This window comes from Mesorhizobium sp. M2D.F.Ca.ET.226.01.1.1, assembly GCF_004022705.2.
Lineage (GTDB): Bacteria > Pseudomonadota > Alphaproteobacteria > Rhizobiales > Rhizobiaceae > Mesorhizobium.
The window spans coordinates 78,791-99,366 of record NZ_RZOY02000007.1 but is presented as its reverse complement, the minus strand read 5'-3'; the positions used below and the strand labels follow the sequence as shown (position 1 = coordinate 99,366).

General features: G+C 62.7%; 25 protein-coding genes and 1 tRNA gene. 12 read left to right on the top strand and 14 right to left on the bottom strand.

Annotated elements, in window-relative coordinates; translation table 11 throughout:
• The first annotated feature begins 71 nt into the window (after positions 1-71).
• The 4 genes from tig to EN869_RS17585 all read left to right on the top strand — a co-directional run bounded on the left by tig (position 72) and on the right by EN869_RS17585 (position 4,366).
• Positions 72-1,571: a trigger factor gene (gene tig, locus EN869_RS17600; protein WP_127227147.1), complete on the top strand. Its 1,500-nt coding sequence runs from the start codon at positions 72-74 to the stop codon at positions 1,569-1,571.
• A 191-nt stretch (positions 1,572-1,762) separates the two neighbouring features.
• Positions 1,763-2,326, top strand: coding sequence for a hypothetical protein (locus EN869_RS17595; RefSeq protein ID WP_245489338.1), 564 nt, complete (start codon positions 1,763-1,765; stop codon positions 2,324-2,326).
• Positions 2,327-2,694: 368 nt separating this feature from the next.
• Entirely contained in the window at positions 2,695-3,075 is a 381-nt protein-coding gene (locus EN869_RS17590) for a cytochrome c family protein (protein ID WP_127227252.1), read from the top strand.
• 472 nt (positions 3,076-3,547) lie between these two features.
• Positions 3,548-4,366 (top strand): DUF2189 domain-containing protein, encoded by an 819-nt coding sequence (locus tag EN869_RS17585; RefSeq protein WP_127227149.1) that lies wholly within the window; start codon positions 3,548-3,550, stop codon positions 4,364-4,366.
• 41 nt (positions 4,367-4,407) lie between these two features.
• Here the strand turns inward: EN869_RS17585 and EN869_RS17580 are convergent, their stop codons facing one another.
• From EN869_RS17580 to EN869_RS17555, 6 genes are all read right to left on the bottom strand, one after another.
• A complete protein-coding gene (locus EN869_RS17580) occupies positions 4,408-4,881 on the bottom strand; it encodes an aminoacyl-tRNA deacylase (protein WP_127227150.1) in 474 nt (157 codons plus the stop codon).
• A gap of 119 nt (positions 4,882-5,000) precedes the next feature.
• On the bottom strand, positions 5,001-5,405 hold the full coding sequence (locus tag EN869_RS17575; protein ID WP_127227151.1) for a cytochrome C oxidase subunit IV family protein: 405 nt from the start codon (positions 5,403-5,405) through the stop codon (positions 5,001-5,003).
• A gap of 9 nt (positions 5,406-5,414) precedes the next feature.
• On the bottom strand, positions 5,415-6,137 hold the full coding sequence (locus EN869_RS17570; protein ID WP_127227152.1) for a heme-copper oxidase subunit III family protein: 723 nt from the start codon (positions 6,135-6,137) through the stop codon (positions 5,415-5,417).
• A gap of 10 nt (positions 6,138-6,147) precedes the next feature.
• Positions 6,148-6,852: a cytochrome c oxidase subunit 3 gene (locus EN869_RS17565; protein ID WP_127227153.1), complete on the bottom strand. Its 705-nt coding sequence runs from the start codon at positions 6,850-6,852 to the stop codon at positions 6,148-6,150.
• Positions 6,849-8,618: a cytochrome c oxidase subunit I gene (gene ctaD / locus EN869_RS17560; protein ID WP_127227154.1), complete on the bottom strand. Its 1,770-nt coding sequence runs from the start codon at positions 8,616-8,618 to the stop codon at positions 6,849-6,851. Before ctaD ends, EN869_RS17565 begins: the two co-directional genes overlap by 4 nt.
• 17 nt (positions 8,619-8,635) lie before the next feature.
• Positions 8,636-9,523: a cytochrome c oxidase subunit II gene (locus EN869_RS17555; protein WP_127227253.1), complete on the bottom strand. Its 888-nt coding sequence runs from the start codon at positions 9,521-9,523 to the stop codon at positions 8,636-8,638.
• Between the two features lie 291 nt (positions 9,524-9,814).
• Between EN869_RS17555 and EN869_RS17550 the strand changes: the two genes are divergently transcribed.
• The 4 genes from EN869_RS17550 to EN869_RS34770 are packed head-to-tail and all read left to right on the top strand — an operon-like array spanning position 9,815 to position 12,542.
• The gene (locus tag EN869_RS17550; protein WP_127227155.1) at positions 9,815-10,690 is read left to right on the top strand and encodes an SDR family oxidoreductase; all 876 of its coding nucleotides are present in this window, start codon (positions 9,815-9,817) and stop codon (positions 10,688-10,690) included.
• 22 nt (positions 10,691-10,712) lie between these two features.
• A complete protein-coding gene (locus tag EN869_RS17545) occupies positions 10,713-11,687 on the top strand; it encodes an NADP-dependent oxidoreductase (protein ID WP_210235020.1) in 975 nt (324 codons plus the stop codon).
• Positions 11,688-11,691: 4 nt separating this feature from the next.
• Positions 11,692-12,051, top strand: a complete 360-nt coding sequence (locus EN869_RS34775; protein WP_210213825.1) for an alpha/beta fold hydrolase — start codon at positions 11,692-11,694, stop codon at positions 12,049-12,051.
• Complete coding sequence (locus tag EN869_RS34770) at positions 12,051-12,542, top strand: alpha/beta hydrolase (RefSeq protein ID WP_210213826.1); 492 nt, start codon at positions 12,051-12,053, stop codon at positions 12,540-12,542. Before EN869_RS34775 ends, EN869_RS34770 begins: the two co-directional genes overlap by 1 nt.
• 58 nt (positions 12,543-12,600) lie before the next feature.
• Here the strand turns inward: EN869_RS34770 and EN869_RS17535 are convergent, their stop codons facing one another.
• Positions 12,601-13,497 (bottom strand): alpha/beta hydrolase, encoded by an 897-nt coding sequence (locus EN869_RS17535; protein ID WP_127227156.1) that lies wholly within the window; start codon positions 13,495-13,497, stop codon positions 12,601-12,603.
• A gap of 133 nt (positions 13,498-13,630) precedes the next feature.
• On the opposite strand from EN869_RS17535, the gene EN869_RS17530 reads away from it, so the two are divergent.
• On the top strand, positions 13,631-13,987 hold the full coding sequence (locus EN869_RS17530) for an autotransporter domain-containing protein (RefSeq protein ID WP_245489339.1): 357 nt from the start codon (positions 13,631-13,633) through the stop codon (positions 13,985-13,987).
• 21 nt (positions 13,988-14,008) lie between these two features.
• Here the strand turns inward: EN869_RS17530 and radC are convergent, their stop codons facing one another.
• The gene (gene radC / locus EN869_RS17525) at positions 14,009-14,770 is read right to left on the bottom strand and encodes a DNA repair protein RadC (RefSeq protein ID WP_127227157.1); all 762 of its coding nucleotides are present in this window, start codon (positions 14,768-14,770) and stop codon (positions 14,009-14,011) included.
• Between the two features lie 30 nt (positions 14,771-14,800).
• Positions 14,801-15,628, bottom strand: a complete 828-nt coding sequence (gene map / locus EN869_RS17520) for a type I methionyl aminopeptidase (RefSeq protein WP_127227158.1) — start codon at positions 15,626-15,628, stop codon at positions 14,801-14,803.
• A 232-nt stretch (positions 15,629-15,860) separates the two neighbouring features.
• On the opposite strand from map, the gene EN869_RS17515 reads away from it, so the two are divergent.
• The 3 genes from EN869_RS17515 to EN869_RS17505 all read left to right on the top strand — a co-directional run bounded on the left by EN869_RS17515 (position 15,861) and on the right by EN869_RS17505 (position 17,031).
• Positions 15,861-16,193, top strand: a complete 333-nt coding sequence (locus EN869_RS17515; protein WP_127227159.1) for a hypothetical protein — start codon at positions 15,861-15,863, stop codon at positions 16,191-16,193.
• 112 nt (positions 16,194-16,305) lie between these two features.
• Positions 16,306-16,542 (top strand): hypothetical protein, encoded by a 237-nt coding sequence (locus EN869_RS17510; protein ID WP_127227160.1) that lies wholly within the window; start codon positions 16,306-16,308, stop codon positions 16,540-16,542.
• Between the two features lie 183 nt (positions 16,543-16,725).
• Positions 16,726-17,031, top strand: a complete 306-nt coding sequence (locus tag EN869_RS17505; RefSeq protein ID WP_127227161.1) for a DUF982 domain-containing protein — start codon at positions 16,726-16,728, stop codon at positions 17,029-17,031.
• 15 nt (positions 17,032-17,046) lie between these two features.
• On the opposite strand, the gene EN869_RS17500 is transcribed toward EN869_RS17505, so the two are convergent.
• The 5 genes from EN869_RS17500 to EN869_RS17485 all read right to left on the bottom strand — a co-directional run bounded on the left by EN869_RS17500 (position 17,047) and on the right by EN869_RS17485 (position 20,384).
• On the bottom strand, positions 17,047-17,733 hold the full coding sequence (locus tag EN869_RS17500) for an aspartyl/asparaginyl beta-hydroxylase domain-containing protein (protein WP_127227162.1): 687 nt from the start codon (positions 17,731-17,733) through the stop codon (positions 17,047-17,049).
• Between the two features lie 314 nt (positions 17,734-18,047).
• Positions 18,048-18,299, bottom strand: a complete 252-nt coding sequence (locus tag EN869_RS17495) for a hypothetical protein (RefSeq protein ID WP_127227163.1) — start codon at positions 18,297-18,299, stop codon at positions 18,048-18,050.
• Between the two features lie 499 nt (positions 18,300-18,798).
• Entirely contained in the window at positions 18,799-18,972 is a 174-nt protein-coding gene (locus tag EN869_RS34440) for a hypothetical protein (protein WP_167506923.1), read from the bottom strand.
• A 57-nt stretch (positions 18,973-19,029) separates the two neighbouring features.
• Positions 19,030-19,104: transfer RNA gene (locus tag EN869_RS17490), tRNA-Glu, on the bottom strand.
• Between the two features lie 152 nt (positions 19,105-19,256).
• Positions 19,257-20,384, bottom strand: a complete 1,128-nt coding sequence (locus EN869_RS17485) for a YcbK family protein (RefSeq protein ID WP_245489340.1) — start codon at positions 20,382-20,384, stop codon at positions 19,257-19,259.
• Positions 20,385-20,576 lie beyond the last annotated feature (192 nt).

Genomic DNA, 20,576 nt, shown 5'->3' with positions numbered 1-20,576 from the left:
CAACATCATACCGGCAGGCTGTAAACGGCTAGGACCGTTTGGCAGCCTCATTGTTAAACAAAGGTTCTAGGATGCAGGTCACCGAAACGCTCAACTCCGGTCTCAAGCGCGAGATCAAGATCACCGTGCCGGCCGGTGACATGGAAGCCAAGCTGATGGCGCGGCTGACCGATGCCCGCGACAAGGTGCGCATCAATGGCTTCCGCCCGGGCAAGGTGCCGGTGCAGCATCTGCGCAAGATGTACGGCAAGTCGTTCATGGCCGAGGTCGTCAACGAGATCCTCAACGACTCGACCCGTTCGATCATCTCGGGGCGCGGCGAAAAGGCCGCCATGCAGCCCGAAGTGATCATGACCGAGGACGAGAAGGAGGCCGAGAAGATCCTGGCCGGCGGCTCCGACTTCGAATTCAGCCTCAATTACGAGGTCATCCCGGCGATCGAGATCAAGGACTTCTCCGACATTAAGGTGACGCGTCAGGTCTATGACGTGCCGGAATCGGAAGTCGACGATCAGGTCAAGCGCGTTGCCGAATCGGCGCGCAGCTATGAGCCGAAGACCGGCAAGGCCGCCGAGGGCGATCGCGTGACCATCGATTATCTCGGCAAGATCGACGGCGAGGCTTTCGCCGGCGGCGCCGGCACCGACCAGCCGCTGGTGCTTGGCTCCAAGGAGTTCATCCCGGGCTTCGAAGACCAGCTGGTCGGCACGAAGGCAGGCGATGAGAAGCAGATCACCGTCACGTTTCCGGAGAACTATCAGGCCGCGCACCTGGCCGGCAAGGAAGCCACCTTCGACGTCACCGTCAAGGAAGTGTCGGCGCCCGGCGAGCTCGAGATCAATGACGAGACGGCCAAGAATCTCGGCCTGGAATCGCTCGAACGCCTGCGCGAGATCGTGCGCGGCCAGATCGAGAACCAGTTCGGCTCGATGACGCGCCAGAAGGTGAAGCGCCAGCTGCTCGACCAGCTCGACGCTTCGTATTCGTTCGAGGCGCCGTCGAAGCTCGTCGAGGCCGAGTTCAACAACATCTGGGCACAGGTCAACCGCGACCTCGAGGCCGCCGGCCGTACTTTCGCCGACGAAGAGACGACGGAAGAAGAAGCGCGCGCCGAATATATGCGCCTTGCCGAGCGCCGCGTGCGCCTCGGCCTGGTTCTGGCCGAGATCGGCGAGAAGGCCGGCGTCACCGTGTCGGATGAGGAACTGCAGCGCGGCCTGTTCGAGCAGGTGCGTCGCTTCCCGGCCAACCAGCAGCAGGAAGCCTTCGAGTTCTATCGCAGCAACCCGGAAGCCATCAACGCGCTGCGGGCGCCGATGTTCGAAGAGAAGGTCGTCGACTATCTGCTCGGCCAGATCTCGGTCAACGATGTCAAGGTCGGCAAGGACGAGCTGATGGCCGACGACGAAGATGCCGAGACCGCGACCAAGGCAAAGCCGGCCAAGAAGGCAGCCTCGAAGAAGGCCGAAGCCAAGGCGAGCGAGGCAAAGGCGGGCGAAGCCGCCGATCAGGCGGAAGAGCCGAAGAAGAAGGCCGCGCCGAAGAAGAAGGCCGCCAAGGAAGCCGAATAACGGGTTTCAGAACCGCGATTTCGAAAGGCCGCCTCCGGGCGGCCTTTTTCATTACGGCGTATATCATTGTGGCGGCGCGGCAACACACGCGACTTGTCTTCATGGTCTGCCGCTGGCGATACCACCCGTTGAACATTATCTGTTTTCGATGGCGTTCGCGGGTGTCGGAGGCATTTGTGAGGCTGGGGTTCATGGTAAGAGGCTTAGTGGTTGCCGCGGCGCTCTTGTTGGCGGCGATCGGCGGGAGCGTCCGGGCCGAGCCGGATGTCCCGGTGCTCCTCTTGGCGGCGGCCGAAGGAGGCGCCCGGACCGAGCCGGATCTCGGCAATTGGCGCGTCGACACCGGCAGCGACGCCCAGATCACAGCCTCGCTGCATGCCATCAACAAGCTGATCACAGGGGGCGGAGCGCTGGGCTACAGCCCGGTGCTGACCTTGGCTTGCCGGCGCGATGGCGAACCACGCTGGAGCGAATGGCTGCAGCTCAAGGATTCGGTCTCCGCCAGCCGCAAGATCACCATCTCCGTCATTGTCGACGGCGGCAAGACCGATGAAAGCTGGTCGGTCGGCCCGCGCGGCAGAACCCTGGTCAGGGACGGAGACGACGGCATCAAGCGCCTGGTTTCAGCGAGCCGGCTGACGCTGTCATGGCGCTTCGGCCTTCTGTCGGGGCGCGGCGAGGCCGATTTCGAGCTTGCGGGTCTTTCCAAAGCGATCGGCCAGATCGCCGCAAGCTGCAAAACCGATCCACCTTGACCCCGTTGCCTAAAGCGCGTCGCGATCTTTCATAGTCGCTTCATGCACTTAGGTTCTTGATTTTACGCATGTCTTTCTCCCGAAGCCGGTTCCCACTTTCGGGAGACATGCTTTTGGAACAGGCTTTCCAGTTCGGCGGCCGTCATGGCGCGCCCGAACACCTTGCCGATCATATCGAGCATCGCATTGTGCCTAAGCCTCAGCAAAAGCTGGCTTTTTCTATCCGTTTGGACGATGCTGTGGTATATAGGTGCCGCAATTCCACTGAAGAAACCCGGATCCCCCGCTCTTATGCGTGGCGCACACAAGCGGGCCGGTGTGGTGCCGATCGTTCCGACGCAAAACGAGACCATCAGGAAGGAAATGCGATGCGTGCAACAGCGCTTTTTATCGTCTTGTCCGCTACGACCTTCTTCGCAGGCCCATCGCAGGCGCAAGATGCCGCCGCGGGCGAGAAGGTCTTCGCCAAGTGCAAGGTCTGCCACGTTGCCGACCAGGACCAGAATAGGATCGGTCCGTCTCTGAACGGCGTCATCGGGCGGGTTGCCGGTACGCATCCCGGTTTCACCTATTCCGCGGCCATGATCGCGGCTGGAAAATCCGGCGTCAAATGGGACGAGCCGACACTGACGACGTACCTTCACGCCCCCCAGGCGATGGTCAAGGGGACGAAGATGACATTTCCCGGCCTAAAGGACGACAAGGACATAGCCAACGTCATCGCCTACCTGAAGCAATTTTCCAAATAGACGGCCCTTCCGAGCACCATCGCTGGTCGTCCGGCATTTGCACTGTTGAAAGGTCGCGACGTGCGCCGTTACGCCGGCAGCGCGAAGAACCCCAACAGCAGCAGAACAACTATGCCAAGGCCGAGTATGACAAGCGTCCGCGTGTCCATCACGTTCACTTTCGACCGGGCGTATGCCCCGAAAATCGGGATCGATTTTCGAAAAGGACCATAGGCCCATCAAAGCGGTACAGCGCCCGTTGCACGCCCAGAAAGGCGCGGCGCGACGCCGCAAGAGAATATCGAAAAAAGTCTTCTGGAGCCAGTGTGCGGACCTGGCTGGCTGCCGCACCCGTTCCAATGAAATGACGACAAATCGGGCGCAATGGAGTATGTTGGCAGTCGGTGCAGGTCGCGGTTTGCGTGGCCAGTCACGCAAAGCGGTAGCACCGTGAATTCCGCGACCTTGCCGGGCCCGATCTGGAGGAACGGTCATGGCAAGCTTTCACGTGATTGCAGGCGCCAGCGAAACGCTGGAGCATACCAGGGTGAGAAAGATCGGCGTTTCCGATCTTTTCGATGCGCTCAAGCGGGGTGTCGACGACTTCATGGTCAAACCCTCGCACATCGTGTTTTTGTGCATGATCTATCCACTCGTCGGCGTCGTGCTCGCCACCTGGACATCAGGAGCAAACACGTTGCCGTTGCTGTTTCCGCTGGTATCGGGCTTCGCGCTGATCGGGCCACTCGCGGCGATCGGGCTCTATGAGATCAGCCGCAGGCGGGAAGCCGGGCTGGATGCTTCCTGGAAACACGCGTTCGAGGTCAGGAATTCTCCGGCGCTGCCGGCCATCGCCGCGGTCGGGATCATGTTGTTTGTGATCTTCATCGCCTGGCTTTTGACCGCCAAGATCTTCTACGAGCAGCTGTTCGGCCCTGAGCCACCGGCGTCACTGTCCAGTTTCATCGCCCAGATATTCGCCACCGGGCGCGGCTGGACGCTGATCGTGCTGGGGCACGCCATCGGGTTCGTGTTCGCCGCAGTCGTGCTGTGCACCACCGTCGTGGCTTTCCCGCTGCTGCTCGATCGCGACGTCGGCGCCTACGAAGCCATCCACACCTCGGTGCGCGTGGTCGTGGCCAACCCGATTGTGATGGCCGTCTGGGGGCTGATCGTCGCCGTCGCGCTGATCATCGGTTCGCTGCCGGTGTTCGCAGGCCTGGCAGTCGTGCTGCCGATTCTCGGTCACGCCACCTGGCATGTATATCGCAAGGTCGTAGAGCCTCCGGCTGGCTCCATACCGGCGACGTAAGCAGACCTGTCGCTGCGCATAGGCCACCTGCGTCGGTGCGCTCAGAAGGCGCGGTGGCTGAACCGCGCCTGGCGCGCGCCCGTGGTCAGGTTGCGGAAATCCTTGCCGCTGACATGCACCAGCGTCTTGTGGTCGCCGCCTTCGAAATAGACGTCGGCGGCATCGCGCAGGCTTTCATCCAGAATGACTGGCACGTCATAGGCCGCACCGATCGGCGGTACGGCGCCGATGTCGCAGTCATCGAAGAGCGATACAACCTCGTCCTCGGAAGCGAGCCCGAGGCGCTTGTCCATGACATCCTGCAGCTTGCCGAGCTCGATCCTATGGGTGCTTGGGACGACGGCCAGCGCATAACCGAGTTCGTGGTGAACGACCACGGACTTGGCCATGATGCTGCCGGGCACATGCGCGGCGATGGCAGCCTGCCTGCTGGTGGATGTGCGGTGATGCGCGACGGTGTCGTAGGGGATTCCCTTGCCGTCGATATAATGCCTCAGTCTGTTTGCTATGGTCATTGTGCGCGTCCTTCTGCTTGAGTTTTCGACGCATATGTCAAACCAAATGGACCAGCAGCCTGTTGTTTCAAGGCACATGGACCGGCCGTTTCCGCTGGTTGCTGGATCTGTATCGCTCGTCAGGGGCCAGGTCCGAAAAACGCGATGCGGGTCAGCAGCGTATAGTCGGCTTCGAAAACCATCATGGTCACGAAAACCAGCACCAGTATCGGCGGCAGGATGATCGCATACATCATCGCCAGCCGCTCCCAGGCCATGTGCATGAAGACGGCGACAATCAATCCTGCCTTGAGCATCATGAAGATCAGGATCAGCGACCATCTGAGATAACCGTGGATGCCGAAATAGTCGACCAGGTAGGAGCATGTGCTGAGGATGAACAGCCAGGCCCAGACCACCAGGTAGAGCTTGATCGGGTGCTCCTGATGAACCTCGGCGGGGGCGACCGCTGCCGTGGCCCCATCCTGCGCATGGGTGGCGTGCAGCGCGTGTTGCCCGAGACCGTTTGCGGTTGCTTCAGCCATATCTGCCTCTCACCAAAGATAGAAGAAGGCGAAGATGAACACCCAGACCAGGTCGACGAAGTGCCAGTAGAGGCCCATGATCTCGACATTCTCGTAGCGACCCCGGCGGCTGGTGAAGAAACCGGACCGCCCGATGTCGAAGTCGCCACGCCAGACCTTTCGCGCCACGATGATCAGGAAGATCACGCCGATCGTGACGTGCGTGCCGTGGAAGCCCGTGATCATGAAGAAGCATGAGCCGAACTGCGCGGCACCCCAGGGATTGCCCCATGGCCGCACCCCTTCGGTGATCAGCTTCGTCCATTCGAAGGCCTGCATGCCGACGAATGTCGCGCCGAGTGCCGCGGTCAAAAGCATCAGGATCGCGGTTTTGCGGCGATCGCGGCGGTAGCCGAAATTGACCGCCATGGCCATCGTTCCGCTGCTCGAGATCAGCACGAAGGTCATGATAGCGATCAGGATCAGAGGGATTTCCGAGCCGCCGATGCGCAGGGCAAAGACCTCGCTCGGGTTCGGCCACGGCACGCGCGTGGAGATGCGCGCGGTCATGTAGGAGAGCAGGAAGCAGCCGAAAATGAAGGTGTCGCTGAGCAGGAAGATCCACATCATGGCCTTGCCCCAGGACACGTTCTTGAACGCCCGCTGGTCCGAGGCCCAATCGGCGGCAATGCCGCGCCAACCGGCGGGCCTGGGCTCCATCTGGCTGGTATGCGTCATGGTCGTCTCGGCCATCGCCGGTCTCCTAGGTCAGCAGCTGTCGGCAGATGTCGATGAAGGTCGCGGCCCAACCCGCCAGGAGGGCGAAGATGCAGAGCCAGACGAAAAGCAGGAAATGCCAGTACATGGCGCAGAGCTCGACGCTGAGGCGAAGCCGCTGCGGCCGCGCTCCATTCCAGGCGCCGATGCTCGTCCTGCCAAGTCCGACCAGACCGCCGAGTATGTGCAGGCCATGCATGCCGGTGATCAGATAGAAGAAGCTGTTGGCCGGGTTGGATGCGAGCAGATAGCCGTCTGCGGTCAGTTGACGCCATGCCATCAACTGACCGACGAGAAAGGCAAGCGTCGTGAGCCCCGCCGTGGCAAGACCAAGCCGGACGTTGTCGATCTGGCCTTTGCGCGCGGCTATCACGGCACATTGCAGCGCGACGCTGCTCAGCACCAGCACGCCGGTGTTGAGCCAGAGCAGGCGCGGCAGCGGCAGCGGCTGCCAGTCGGGCAGGCCCATGCGCATGAAATAGGCGCTGGTGAACAGCGAGAACAGGCAGCCGACGACGGCGAGGAAGACGCCGAGGCCGATCTTGGCGGTGGGCAGCGCCGACCGGTCGAAACCGACGAAATCCCCGGCCAGGCCTTGCTCCAGCCAGGGCTTGGCCGTCAGCCGTTGGTGCGAAAGCCACCATCCGGCGAAGCCGGCGATCACCAGCAGAAAGACCAGGATGACGCTCATGACGGCTCCTTGGAGGGAGCGAAGTCGCCCGGCACGTTCTGCGGGATGAAGTCCTCCTTGGCCCCCGGCACGCTGTAGTCATAGGCCCAGCGATAGACGATCGGCAGTTCCTTGCCGAAATTGCCATGCGCCGGCGGCGTCTGCGGCGTCTGCCATTCGAGCGTCGTCGCCCGCCATGGGTTGCCGCCGGCCTCGCGGCCATGGCGGATGCTCCAGATCAGGTTGAACAGGAACACCATCTGGGCGAAGCCGACGATGAAGGCCATGATGCTGATGAACGAGTTCAGGTGATGAGCCGATTCCGTCATTATGGTCATGTCGGTGAGCTCGGCGTAACGCCGCGGAATGCCCATCAGGCCGAGATAGTGCATGGGGAAGAAGATCAGGTAGGCGCCGAGGAAGGTTACCCAGAAGTGGAACTTGCCGAGCGTTTCGTCGAGCATCCGCCCGGTGACCTTCGGATACCAGTGATAGATCGCGCCGAAGATCACCAGGATCGGCGCGACGCCCATGACCATGTGGAAATGGGCGACGACGAACATGGTGTCCGACAGCGGCACGTCGACGACGACATTGCCGAGGAACAGTCCGGTCAACCCGCCATTGACGAAGGTGACGATGAAGGCGAGCGCGAAAAGCATCGGTATGGTGAGGTGGATATCGCCGCGCCACAGCGTCAGCACCCAGTTATAGACCTTGATCGCCGTCGGCACGGCAATGATCAGGGTCGTGGTCGCGAAGAAGAAGCCGAAATAGGGATGCATGCCGCTGACATACATGTGATGCGCCCAGACGACGAAGCTCAGGGCGCCGATGGCGATGATCGCCCAAACCATCATGCGATAACCGAAGATGTTCTTGCGCGCATGCGTGCTGATCAGGTCGGACACGATGCCGAAAGCCGGCAGGGCGACGATGTAGACCTCCGGGTGGCCGAAGAACCAGAACAGATGCTGGAACAGGATCGGACTGCCGCCATTGTGCTGCAATTGCTGACCCATCTCGACGATCGCCGGCATGAAGAATGAGGTGCCGAGGGCGCGGTCGAGCAGCATCATCACACAAGCGACAAACAGCGCCGGAAAGGCGAGCAGCGCCATGACGGTGGCGGTGAAGATGCCCCAGACGGTGAGCGGCAGGCGCATCAGGGTCATGCCGCGCGTGCGGCCCTGGAGCACCGTCACCACATAGTTGAGGCCGCCCATCGTGAAGCCGATGATGAACAGGATGAGCGACGAGAGCATCAGTATGATGCCCCAGTCCTGTCCGCCCGGCGTGCCGGTCATGATGGCCTGCGGCGGGTAGAGCGTCCAGCCGGCGCCGGTCGGTCCGCCCGGCGCAAAGAAGCTCGACACCAGCACCAGCACGGCGAGCAGATAGACCCAATAGCTCAGCATGTTGACATAGGGAAAGACCATGTCACGGGCGCCGACCATCAGCGGGATGAGGTAGTTGCCGAAGCCGCCGAGGAAGAGCGCGGTGAGCAGATAGATCACCATGATCATGCCGTGCATGGTGATGAACTGGTAGTAGGCCTCCGGAGTGATGAAGTCGAACGTGCCGGGAAAGCCGAGCTGCAGGCGCATCAGCCAGGACAAAACCAGCGCCACCAGGCCGATCGCGGTTGCCGTTGCCGAGTACTGGACCGCTATGACCTTCGCGTCCTGCGAGAAGACATATTTCGTCCACCAGCTGTGCGGATGGTAGAGTTCCACCTCCCCAACTTCGGCGGGCGGAACGGCATCTGCGGGTGTGACGTCGACCATTGGAGCACCTCCGTGCCCTATTGTGCGGACCTCGAAAGTTCCGAGTTTGCCGCGACGCCCAGATTGGACGCGATTGTCTTTCCTGGCGGCTGGTTCGCCGAGCCCGATTGCTGCGGCGCCGACAGTTGCGCGAAAGTCTGCTGCTGGCCGAGCCAGGCCAGATAGTCCTGCTCGGTGTCGACCACGACCACGCCATGCATCAGCGGGTGCCCTTGGCCGCACAGTTCGGCGCACAGGACCTGGAAGGTACCGGTCCTGGTCGGGGTGAACCAGAAATAGGTCACCGAGCCGGGGATCATGTCCATCTTGGCGCGGAATTCCGGGATATAGAAATCGTGCAGCACATCGATCGAACGCAGCAGCACCTTGATCGGCTTGCCGACCGGCAGATGAAGATCGGCGGCTTCGACCAGGACATCATCCTGGCCGTTCGGATCTTTGGGGGCGACGCCCAACGGATTATCAGCGGTAACGTCGCGGGTGTCGGAAGTGCCGAGCTTGCCATCCTTGCCCGGCAAACGGAAGCTCCACTGCCATTGCTGGGCGACGACCTCGACTTCGGTCGCATCGCTTGGCACCGTGACGAAGCGGCTCCAGACGAACAGGCCGGGCACCAGCAAAGCAGTGACGCCGATCGCGGTGACGATCATCAGCCACGATTCGAGGCGCTTGTTCTCGGGTTCGTAAACCGCGCGATTGCCTTCCCGATGCCGGAAGCGGAAGACGCAATAAGCCATAAAGAGGACGACAGCGGCAAAGACGATGCCGGTGATCCAGAAGCTGATGATGATAGTATTGTCGATATAGTCCCAGTTCGAGGCAATGGGCGTCCACCACCATGGGCTCAGGAGGTGAAACAACACCGAGCCCACGACGATCAAAACGAGTACAAGCACAACGGCCATGTCCCGTTCCTCCCAGCATTCCCAGCGCGCGAAGCGTCCCGAAGTGCCGAGGTGCATCATGCTCGATTTCCGGTTGAAATTCCAGAGCCGACTATCTGATTGACAAAACGATGCTCTTTACGCCGCAGTTCACATTTTCGACCGGGATGACGGCGCCGACGGAACGTCGCTGCGCCCGGCCCGTTTCCGGGAAAGGGCCGGGAGCGCCAGTCGAAGGCGGCCAGACGCTTGGGGCGCGGGTATGGAGGGACCCGCGAGACGGCTGGATGTGATCCGCAAAGGAGACACCCGATGGAAGGCCGATTGCAGGCCAAGGTGGCGATCGTCACGGGCGGCGGAACAGGAATTGGCGAGGCGGTCTGTCTCAAGTTCGCGCGCGAAGGCGGGAAGGTCATTGTCAATGGGTTGCCCGACGATCCGATCGACGACGTCGCCACCGCAATTCTGAAGGACGGCGGAGAGGCGATCGCTTTCGCCGCCGATGTCGCGGACGAGCGTCAGGCGCGCGCCTGTGTCGACGCCGCCATCGATCGCTTCGGCAAGCTCGACGTGCTCGTCAATAATGCGGGCGTGCTTCTCGTCAATGCGGAGACCGACGACATGCCGACCGACAAGTTCGATGAGCACTTACGCTGCAACGTGCGCTCGGCTTTCTTGATGACGAAGTTCGCGCTGCCGCATCTGAGGAAAACGAAGGGCGTGATCCTCTGTGCCGGCTCCGAAGGCGGCGTTAACGGCCAGCCCAGGAATGTCGCCTATGGCGGAACCAAGGGCTTTCTGCATTCCTTTGTCATGGGCATAGCTGTCGAGCAGGCGCAATATGGCGTGCGGGCCAATTGCGTGAGCCCCGGGCCCATCGACACAGCTTGGACGCATAAGGAGACGGGCGCCGTCGATGCGACGATCGAGAAGGCGCTGGTGACGGCTGTTCCGTTTGGTCGGCGCGGCACGCCGGAAGAAGTCGCAAATGTCTACGCATTTCTGGCGTCGGACGAAGCGAGCTTCGTCACCGGCGCGGTTTGGCTGGTCGATGGCGGCATCACACCAGCGAAGGGCGCGGTCGGCGCGATGGCGAAAAGCGAAGCCTCGACGCCACCCCCAGGCAAGCTGCGGCTTCGACATACGCTCGACGGCACGCGCAACAAGGATATCGTCAAGATTCAATAGCGAGAAAGCGAAAGGCCAAGGCATGGCGCGCGCAAACAGAATGCAAGCAGCGGCGATCGACCGCTTCGGCGGCGCGGATGAGATCGCGCTCCACACGCTCCCAGTACCCGAACCCAAGGCTGACGAAGTGCTGATCCGCGTCGACACCGCAAGCGTCGGGCCGTGGGATCCATCACTTCGGGAAGGTGAGTATTTCGAAGCGACGAAGGAAGACAGGCCTTCCTTTCCATTTGTTCTCGGGGTGGACGGCGCGGGCACGGTCATTGCGACTGGAGAGCGAGTGAAGAGCTTTCGCGAAGGCGACAAGGTTTACGGCTACGATCCCGACATCGCCAAGAACGGCTTCTATGCTGAGTATGCGCGGCTGAAAGCCCGCCACGCCGCCCCAGTGCCCGACGGCCTCGATCTCGAGCAAGCGGGCGCGATGCCGGCCGATGCGTTGACCGCCCTGACCGGGCTTGAAACGCTCGGCCTCAAGCCTGGCGAGAAGTTGGGCATCTTTGGCGCGAGTGGCGGCATTGGCCATATCGCGCTCCAGCTGGCCAAACGCATGGGCGCAGACGTGCTCGCGATCGCCTCTGGAGAGGATGGCGTCGCGCTTGCGCGCCACCTCGGCGCGGACGCCGCAATCGACGGTCATTCATCCGAAGTCGAAACCGCTGTGCGCGAATTCGCACCCGACGGGCTCGATGCGGTCCTCATCACTGCAAATAGCGATGGGTTGGAGGCGGTGTTGAAAGCCATCCGCAAGAGCGGGCGCGCGGCGTACCCGAACGGCGTGGCGCCCGAACCAAAAGCGCGCGCCGGCGTGCATCTCGAAGCCTATGACGGGCGCGCGGAACCCGAACTTTTCGAACGGCTCAATCGCCTGATCGAGATGGGGCCGTTCACCGTGCATGTCGCCGCCAAATACCCCCTCGGTGAAGCGGCCGAAGCGCACCGTGCGGTCGAGCGGCATCATCTGGGCAAGGTAGCGCTCGCGGTTCAGTCCCGCTAGCGCGATGGCCGAGCGCCTCACGATCCCCGTCGGTCGCTTGAATATTGCGGCGAGCAGGGCCGGCGATGCTCAGAAGCCGGCGCTCGTTCTCCTGCACGGCTGGCCGCATTCGCGGGCGCTTTATGACGGTGTCCTTGACGCGCTGAGCGTTGATTTCCACGTGCTTGCGCCCGACTTGCCGAATATCGGCGACTCCTATGGCGCGCCGCCCTCCGCCGAGAAGACAGTTCTCGCCGATATCGTGCTTGAAGCTGCCGAAAGCGTCGACGCTCGGGACATCCTCATCGCTGGCCTCGACGTAGGCGGGATGATCGCTTTTGCAGCCGCGCGAGATCATAGCGAACGATCAAAGCCGCCGTGGTGATGAACACGGTCATTCCTGGTCTTGACCCATGGGAGAAGCTTCTTGCCGATCCGCGCATCTGGCATTTCGCGTTTCACAACGTGGTGGACTTGCCGGAAACTTTGGTCACGGCTCGTGAGCGCGCGTATTTCGATTTCTTCCACGACGTCCTCGCAGCTGTGCCGAAGCGCATTTCGCAAGCGCTGCGCGATCGATTCGCCGTTGCCTATAGCCGCCCCGATTCACTCAAGGCTGGTTTCGACTGGTATCGCGCGATGGCGGCCGACGCCCGCCACAATGCAAAACCTGCACGCATTGAAAAACCGCTGCTCTATGCGCGCGGCGACGCTGACAAGCGGCCGATCGAACCCTACGTTGATGGCCTGAAGGCGGCCGGCGCGGCGAATGTGGACAGCCGGATCATCGAAGGCAGCGGGGAATTGCTGCCAATCGAGGCCCCCGCAGGGTTTATCCGGGCGCTGTGCGACTTCCGAGCAAGGCTAGGAGCCTAGGATGGTCTTGCAATGCCACGCGCGACAAGCCGTTCTTCGATGGTTGATCGCCCAGCGGTCACGACAGGTGCTCCATGATCGCGCCGGCAACGGCGGCCGGGGCCTCGCGCGTGGGAAAATGTCCGACGTCGTCCAGGACGATACGCCGATAGCTCCCGGTGAAATATTTGTCCTTGCCCTCAGTGCTCTTGGCGAGCACGGTGCCGTCAGCTCCGCCCTGGATCATTAGGGTTGGAACGCCAAGTTGTTCCGTCGATGCGATTTTCTGATGCAGTGGATCGTAACGCGGATCACGCGGCTCGTCGCGCCATCGGCCTCGATAATTGCTTAAGGTGATCGCAAGCCAGTCCGGATTTTCGAAGCTTCGCGCCACCATCTCGAACGTCTTCTCGTCGAACCAGCCTTGCGGACTCCATGTTTCCCACATGATGCGAGCAAAGCCGCGCGGGTCTTCGGCGACCGCCTCAGCGCCACGGTCGACCGACATGAACCATTGATACCACCAGGCGCGCGATTGCCTGAACGGCGGCACCGGAAAGGCGCCGCGAGGCGAATAGCCCAGAGAAAGCGCAGTTACGCTTTCCAGTCGTTCGGGAACGACCGCCGCAAGGGCATAGGCAACGCGCGCGCCCCAATCATGCCCAATGACCGAGAAACGCTCGATCTTCAGCGCATCCATCAGATCGAGCGCATCTTGCGCGAGAGCCTCTGTTCGGCCGTCGCGGTGGGTCGAAGGCGACAGGAAACGAGTTTGTCCGAAGCCTCGAAGCCAGGGCATGATCGTCCGCACTCCAACCTTGGAGAGCTCACTGGCGACGGAAGTCCACGTCGTAGCGTCATCCGGCCAGCCATGGAGCAACAACGCGATCTTGCCATTCGCGTCTCCACCCTGAAGGAACGCGACCTCCAGCACATCGGTCGTTGTCTTTAGCAGGCGATCGGGATCGAGCGACATGGACAGGAACGGTCGCCACCTGATTACGTTCCTCGAACGGTACCGGCCCTAAAAAGACGATGGTTTGCCGAGCACGAGCGGCTTCACCGAGCGGGCGGGGCGGCCGCGTTTACCGGCGCTTCGGCCAAAACCGATGCGAACTTCCCACACTGGCCTGCGCACCTCGACCACCTTCGATCTCGGCGGGGCCACGCTGATCGCGAAGGGCATGGCCGGCTGGCGTCATGCCTTCGGCGATGTAACGCCGCTCGCCGTAATGCGTTTTGCCGGAGGCGGCGACGCTTTCGACGTTGGCGGTGTTCCGATCGCGCGCAACGCGGCTGTGCTCGAAGCCGGTTTCGATTGTGCGATCACGCCGTACGCGACGCTCGGCGTCTCCCATAACGGGCGGTTCGGCTACGATCTCTCCGACCAGTCTGTCAACGCGACCTTCAATATGAAGTTCCGAATCGACAGGGCCCGCCGCGATAGTGCGGCGGGCCGGAGTTGAAGCATGTCGGTCTTCCTATTTTCAGATCAGCAGCAGGCCCTTCATCGAGGCGTTGCCCTTGCGGCCGATGATGATGTGGTCGTGCACGGAAATACCGAGGGGCTTGGCCGTATCGATGATCTGCTTGGTCATCTCGATGTCCGCGCGGGAAGGTGTGGGATCTCCCGAAGGATGGTTGTGGACCAGGATGACGGCGCTGGCGGAGAGCTCGAGCGCGCGCTTCACCACCTCGCGCGGATAGACCGGCGTGTGGTCGACGGTGCCGGTCTGCTGAACCTCGTCCGCGATCAGCCCGTTCTTCTTGTCGAGGAACAGGATGCGGAACTGTTCGCAGGCCTCGAAGGCCATGGCTGAGCGGCAATAGTCGAGCAGTTGCGTCCAGTTGGACAGGACTTCGCGGCCGCGCACCTCGCCGCGCGCCATGCGCTGGGCAGTGGCGGCGATGATCTTGAGGTCGGTCGCGACCGTCGGGCCGATGCCTTTGACCTCCTCAAGCAGGGATGGCGGCGCGCCGAGCACTTCGGCCAGCGAGCCGAAGCGGGCGATCAGCGCCTTGGCGATTGGCTTGGTGTCGACGCGCGGGATGAGCCGGAAAAGCAGGAGCTCGAGCAGCTCATAGTCGGGCAGGGCGTCCGGACCGCCAGCCGTAAAGCGTTCGCGCAGGCGGTCGCGATGGCCGTGATAGTGCGGCTTTTCTTCCACCGCCGCTGCCTTTTTCAGGGGCTTTTGTGGCTCGATCCAAGCTTCGGAAAAGAACGCCCGCTCGTCGTCGACTTTGCCCATGCCTGCTCACCCCAAGGCTTCGGGTGAAGCCTAGGCCGGCAAACCGGGGCGGTCGAGCTTTTTCGGCGACAGGGTGAAGATCTCACAGCCGGTGTCGGTGACGCCGATCGTGTGCTCGTATTGCGCCGACAGCGAGCGGTCTCGCGTCACTGCCGTCCAGCCGTCGGAGAGCACCTTCACATGCGGGCGGCCGAGATTGATCATCGGCTCGACGGTGAAAATCATGCCCGGCCGCATTTCGACGCCTTCGTTGGCGGTGCCGTAGTGCAGGATGTTCGGCGCATCGTGGAAAAGCTGGCCGACGCCGTGGCCGCAGAAGTCGCGCACCACCGAGCAGCGCTCGGCCTCGGCATAGGTCTGGATTGCGGCGCCGATGGCGCCGGTGCGGGCACCGGGCTTGATCGCGGCGATGCCGCGCATCAAGCACTCATAGGTCACCTCGAGCAGGCGCTCGGCGGCACGCTTGATCGTGCCCACCGGATACATGCGCGAGGAATCGCCGTGCCAGCCGTCGAGGATATAGGTGACGTCGATGTTGACGATGTCGCCTTCCTTCAGCGGTTTGTTGTCGGGGATGCCATGGCAGACGACATGGTTGATCGAGGTGCAGGACGACTTGGTGTAGCCGCGGTAGTTGAGCGTTGCCGGCAGCGCGCCATGATCCATGCCGAACTCGAAGACGAAGCGGTCGATCGCCTCGGTCGTCACGCCGGGCTTCACCATCGCAACGAGCTCGTCGAGGCAGCGCGCGGTGAGGTCGCATGCCTTGCGCATGCCGGCAAAGCCTTCCTCGCCATAGAGCCTTATTTGGCCGGTGTTGCGAAGCGGGGCCGTGGAGGCGTCGAGATAGGTAACCATTTTTGTCCGTTTGCCGGCGTTGGCCCCCAGGAGCCGGGAGCGAAAATCTGCACCAGATTTGGCACCGGAAGCCGCAAGGTTCAAGGACGAAGTGCGATCGCGGCGTCCATTGCGGCTTTCCTTTGGCCGGCCCATGGGCTAGGGCGGGTCCTGATATCGGGAGATTGCCTTGGCGGCACCTGAACGCGAAAGATCGAAGCTGCCGTCTGTCAGGAGCGCCTGCGCGGGCCTGATGGCGCTGCTGATGCTCGCGCTGCTGAGCTTCGCTCAGGCCGAAATTTCCGCGTCGGCCGTCTCGCTCCAGGGTGGCTCAAGCATCAGCGCCGCCCGCCAGGGTGACACGATCGCGCTGCTCAGAACAACCGGCAAGGCGCAGGCGCTTGAGGTTCGGGCCAGCCGGCCGCTCCCCGTAAAGCTCGTCAACGGCAATCCGGGCGCGCTCGCGCCCGCATCCGATTTTCTGATTGTCGGCCAGGCTTTGCCGGCCGAGATGGGCGCCGCGGCCGCATCGGCAAGCGCAACGGCTTCGCGCACCAACCAGCCGCGCGCGCCACCTGCCGCATAAGGCTCGGCCGCAAGGCGCGGCACTCAAACCAAAAACCTTTTCATCGCGTCGCGATCCGGCGACGGCCGCTGGCCGTCCGTCGGTCGTGTGCGCGCAGTTCGGATATCATTCAATGCAACGCATCAAGACGTTCAAGACACTGACGCGGGCGGCCGCGGCGGCCTCCTTTCTGGCAGTCCAGGCGATCATCTGCATCGGCACCGTCTACTGGGCCGTCGCCGCTACCCTTCGTATGGAAGGAACGGCGGCGATGGTGCTCGGCGCACTGTTCGCAGCGCCGTCCGCCTATCTGCTGATGCTGGTCACGCGCATGGCCTATGACGCCGAGACGGATCCGGCCAACCAGTAGCGGCGTCACAGGGAACAGGGCATGGGGCAGGGCGATGCGGGTTGCATCGCCTTGTCCGATCCTCCGCACCTGTAAGGCGATTCTTCACCGCACTGAGGTCACATTCCTGGGTCAGAAGGCCGTCAAAGCAACTTTTCACAACGAGCGGCGTTGCCGGGGCTGCGCCAGTTCGGGAGACAGGGAATGGACAGACTGCAATTCGAGGTGCCGGTGCGCATCACGCCCGCGCCCGGCCTGCCCGTCGAGGAAATCTACAGCGCCGAGCAGGCGCTCGATTTCCTGCAGGACTGGCCGAAGCGCAGGCAAGGCAAGCTCTACGAGGCCGCGTTCAACGCCTGCTTCGGAGCGACGGTCGATATCACCAGCACCGAGGAAGCCTGCCGCGCCTTCGCGGCTTTCTGCCGTGTCAGCGGCCTGCTGGCGAGGGACGCGATGTTTCCCGGCAAGCGTGGCGGCGGGGCAGGGACGTATCGCGAGGCGCGGGCGTAGACCCGATCGCAGCTTTCACCCGCCGAAAGACACGCCCCGGTAGCGCATGCCGACCTGCACGCCGCGCACGATCACGCGCGACAGTATTTCCATGTCGAGCGGCATCTTCGGGCGCCAGACATCGAGGAGGAGCGCGACGCGCGGCTGGTCGGAGTTGTTCATGACTTCGTGCTCGAACGTGTCGTCCCACAGCATGCATTCGCCATCGGCAATGCGCCGTTCCTCGTGATTGATCATCATGATCGTTGCCGGCCGGCCGTCCTGTTGTTTCGGAATGACCAGGCCCAGATGGAAGCGCATGATGCCGCGAAAGGGGCCGCGATGGGCGGGGATATGCTTGCGCGGAGCGAGAAATGAGACGGCCGCCGATTTGACCTCGGGGCATTCGGTGAGCAGCCGGCTCAGCACCGGCATGCGCGCGAGGTTTTCCGGCACCGTCATGTCATAGGCCTTGAGCACGAACATGCGCCAGTCGAGGCCGTCATTGGCGGAGATGTCGGCCTGCTCCGGCATGATGTCGTGGAAGCGCGGCGCCTTGTTCAGCTTCGCCGCCAGCGCCTCGTCGCGGATGTCCTGCCAGGCGGCGGTGAACTTCGCCGCATTGGGAAAATGCGTTCCGGCATCAAGGATCGCCGGCGCATCTATGCGCTTTTCGTAGATTCGGCGGACAAGATTGGTTCCCAGATCGTAGGCGCCTGACATCTCATTACCTCGAAGCCGTTGTTATTGTTATATAGTGGCTGATTGCTTGCGGCCATGACTCACGGAGATTTGTTCGGGCTGTCAACAGCAGAATCGACATAGTCAGCTCGCCGCTTACTGGGTCTTTGTCGCCAGCCGCGGGCCGCTGGCAACATCGACGATTTCGGGCCTGGCAGTGTCGACCGCGCCGTCCCAGCCGCCACCAAGCGCCTTGTTGAGGGCCATACAGTCGGTGGCGATCGAGACGCGGCTTTACAGGACGGAATCGATGGCGGGTTAAGCTGACCGCTCGGCGCCGAGGACGCCGACCTTGCTTACTTGACCTTTTCAATCACCGGGCCGGCCGGCTGGTCGGTCGCCGGAGCCGGCGTGCAATCCTGCCCTTTGCACTCCAGGGCCGGGTCGTCCTTCGGCGGCAAACAATTCTGCCCCTGGCAGTGAATGGCCGGGCGCTGTTGAGTTGCCGGCTCATTCGGCTGGGCAGGCTGATCCTCGGCGCGGACGGGCTGCAACCCCACGAGGCCGGTCATTGCCCCGCACAGGAGCGCTGTTCGAAGCAGGTTCATTCGCGCCTCCACCGTTGGGAGCCGGCTGAACCCTACACTTTCGAGCTGCAGTCGGCTGCCGGCGACTGCCAACGACGTTAACGGCGCGTTTCCGCTTCGAGAGGGCAGGCTGAATCTCCTCGATGGCAGCTGACCGACCATTGTTCAGGATCGCGCGGCGTAGCTGCAGCACGGCAGCGCACCGCTTAGGGGAGTGGCCAATCGGGTAACTCACGTAAACTCCAGCCGCGCCAGCCATCCCAAATGGCCACCAGGACGGAACCGATTGCGATGGCCAACAGGAGATAGGCGAGTATCTCTAACGGTCGATGAATCCGATGTGATGGAAGGGCCGGCGCTTGCCCCCAAGACGGAGGCGAGGGCAGTTTCGGAATTCGACGCTCTGCCCGCCGGGCTCGTTTCATATCCAGCCGTTGCTGAGCGAATTGCTGCCGGGTCTGTTCCGACGACGAACGCGAGTTGGCCTGAAGCCAGGCTTTGAATTTGCCGGCATGGATCTTTACCCTGATTGCGGGCGAGCCGCGGCGGCGCTGCTCAGCGTCGGACGCTTGAAAAGCTCCCACCAATCCTCCCAGGTCGCCGGCAGATCGCCGGTTGCTGAAAGCTCCAGGATGCGGAGATAGTCACGAGGCTTATAGACCGGGACCGCCGGCCATTGACTGGTGTCGGTCATTGCCTTTGCCCATCGCCATCGGTTTCAGTGCGGCTGGTGCTAAATGGCTGAAAGGTCTGGTACGCCCAAGGGGAATCGAACCCCTGTTACCGCCGTGAAAGGGCGGTGTCCTAACCGCTAGACGATGGGCGCGCTCAGACGAAGCGGCTTATAATTGCGTTGTTGGCAACCGGCAACCCATCTGTCGCCACATGCGACAACTTTTTTCACGGCGCTGTGAAAGGCCTGATTTAAGGCGAAAAAGGTGGCTCGTGAGTGCGAGCGCGGCAGAAGGGCAGGCGGGCTCAGCCGTCTTCCCCACCGCCGCTGCGGCGGCGACAGCGCCAGTTCCAGTCGCGCTCGGGACCGACGTCGATATGGACGGATTCGGTGTGGCAGTAGGTGCCGACGCCGCCACGGCCGGGCATCGCGCGGACGTAGTTCGCCAGTTCCCACTTCGACACGCCGGGCACCTGGATGTCGGCGGCGGCGCAGTACATATGCAGCGAGTTCTTGGCGCCGTTGGCGCGGCGGTTGCGCGAAGGATCGCGATAGCCGGAGGTGACGATCATCTTGCGGCCGAAATGGCCTTCGATCGTCTTCAGCACCCGCACCAGCGACGGTTTCAGGCACGCGACGTCCACGCTTTCGTTCTGCTTCAAGAGGCCGTTGGGCGCGAGCCTCGCCATACCGGCGGCCGACGCCACCTGGTAGGAACCGCCGCCCTCATCCTCGTTGAGGTCGACGTCGCTCTCGTCGTCGATGCCGGACTTGCGCTTGATCTCGAACAGCGCCGTCTGGCGCACGCCGGGAAGGGCATCGGCGCCGGTGATGTGATAGCTCGGGTCGTCGAGCGAGGCGATCTGCACCGGCTTTGTGGCCGGCGTCGCCGAGGCCAGCTCAACGATCGGCTTGGCAGGGGCGGGCGCGGCGGTTGCGGCCTTGGCCTGCGCCGCCGGTTGGTCGCCGGAGCGCGAATTGATCAGCGGCGCGGGCGCGGCGGAGGCCGGCGCGGTGCTGAACAGCGAAGCGAACAGGCCCTTCTTCGGCGCGGCGATCTGCGGCTGCGTCGGCTCTCCCGCGGTCACGTAGACGCCGTTGTTCATGGTTTGCGTCGTCGCCTGCGCCTTCGACGCGACGGCGGCGGCATCTCCGGCGGCGACCTGCTGGGCGGCGGTTTGCGTCTGTTCCGCTGTCTGCGCCGGCTGAACCAGCGGTTGCGGCGTGTTGCCGGCGATCGTGTCGGCGCCCGCGGGCACGGCGACGGCGGGGAAGGCGGCTTGCGGCCTGGTTTCCGGCACGTAGGCGACCTTTTCGGGCAAAGGCGTGTCGGCTTCGCTCATCACGGTCGCTGCCGCATCGGTGGTCGCGGACGCTGCCTGAGCCGACGAATCGGTGGCGGTCGCGGTCTTGGCGCCGGACGTCGCGCTCATTTCACCTGCGGTTGAATTGTAGGCAGGCGAGACGACCGACATGGTGGGGTCGCCGGTCGATGTGCAGGATGCGAGAAGCACGGAGAAGAGCGCTGCCGCAATGCTGCAACTCTCCCTTCGTCCTAGACGCCAACCTGCTGATTTCAAAACAAATTCCCCCTCGGTATCCGGTCGGTTCGTCACCGCCACGCC